Here is a 1,445-nt window from a genome sequence, read left to right as displayed (position 1 = left end):
CGGTCCCCGTCGAGGTACCCGACGCTCACCAGGCCCTTGAGGTCGGTCTGCATCATCCAGACCTCGCGGAGGGCCCCGGCGTCCCCGTTCCGGTCGCCGTCACCGTGCACGTCGACGACGAGGGTCAGTCGCCCGTCGCGGTCGCGCTCGAGCTCCGCGTTGCCGCGGGCGCCGGACCAGCTCGGGAGCGCACTGAGGTCCGTGGTCGCGACGACGGTCTCGCCGCTGCCGGCCCCCGGCACGACGCCGGTGACGACGCCGATGCCCACGAGGAGGGCGAGGACGCCGATGCCCGCCGCGACGACCCCGGCGATCGTGCGTCGGCGACGACGGACCGCGGTCCCGCGGCCCGCACGCGGGCCGCCAGCGGGTCGGTCGACCGGACCGGCCGGCCGCGGTGCCGGAGCCGGGGCGACGGCGTGCGGGACCGACGGGGCGGGGTCGACCCGCGCCTCCCGGTCGGCGTCCTGCTCGGCGCGGACCGCGGCCTGGATGCGGTCCCAGACGCGCTCCGGCGGGGCCACCAGCTCGAGGTCCGCGCTCGACCGCGTGACCGCGGCCACGCGCTGGAACTCCGCGACGGCGTCGCGGCAGACGGCGCATGCGGCCAGGTGCGCCGCGACGTCGTCGTCGGCGACCGTGTCGGTGACCGCGAGCATCGCCAGCGTCTCGTCGTCGACGTGCTTCATTCGATCACCTCCAAACGTGTTCGGAGCCGAGACAGACTCCGATGGATGTGGCTCTTCACCGTGCCGAGGGGCAGGTCCAGCCGTTCCGCGATCTCACGATGGCTGAGGTCCTCCCAGAACGCCAACCGCATGACCTTCCGCGGGACCTCGTCGAGCCGGTCGAGCTCGCCGGCGACGAGCGCGCGTTCGGCCAGGTCGAACGCGGGTTCGGGGGCGGCGGTGGTCTCCTCGACGACGACGGGGTCGGCGGCGCTGGCGTGTCGCTGCCGGTCGTTCAGGGCGTCGGTGATGCAGTTCCGGGTGATGCCGACGAGCCAGGCGCCGAGCGGGGCCCTCGTGGGGTCGTACCGCGCACTGTGCCGCCAGGCCTTGACGAAGACCTGCTGGGTGACGTCCTCGGCCGCGCTCGGGTCGGCGAGCGCCCGGAGGGCGAGGGAGTGGACGAGTGGCGACCAGCGCTCGTAGGCAGCGCGCAGAGCGGGTTCGCCCCCGGCACTGAAGGCGTCGGAGAGCTCGCTGTCGTCCGGGAGGATGGCCGTCACGTCTTCCTGTCGCTGGTGCGGTCGTCGTCGACCGCGCACTCCGATCGTACGGGTCAGGACCCGATCGGTGTGGCGGTGATGACGAGGTTGCTCTCGTAGTGGTGGGTGGTGGTGTCGAACTCCCCGCCGCAGGTGACGAGCACGAGCTGGCGCGGTCCGTCCGTCCGGAACACCGACGCCCACGGCAGGCCGCGCTCTCGAGCAGGTCGACGGA

The 1,445-nt window shown here is 73.7% G+C and carries 2 protein-coding genes; both read right to left on the bottom strand.

The window, feature by feature from the left end:
• The coding region (locus I5E_RS18040; RefSeq protein ID WP_022908220.1) for a hypothetical protein at window positions 1–689 on the bottom strand (689 nt) is incomplete at its 3' end.
• Entirely contained in the window at window positions 686–1,231 is a 546-nt protein-coding gene (locus I5E_RS18035; protein WP_022908219.1) for an RNA polymerase sigma factor, read from the bottom strand. The genes I5E_RS18035 and I5E_RS18040, both read right to left, overlap by 4 nt.
• Window positions 1,232–1,445 lie beyond the last annotated feature (214 nt).

Source organism: Curtobacterium sp. B18 (assembly GCF_000333375.1).
Taxonomy (GTDB): Bacteria; Actinomycetota; Actinomycetes; order Actinomycetales; family Microbacteriaceae; genus Curtobacterium.
This window is presented reverse-complemented; position numbering and strand designations above follow the sequence as displayed.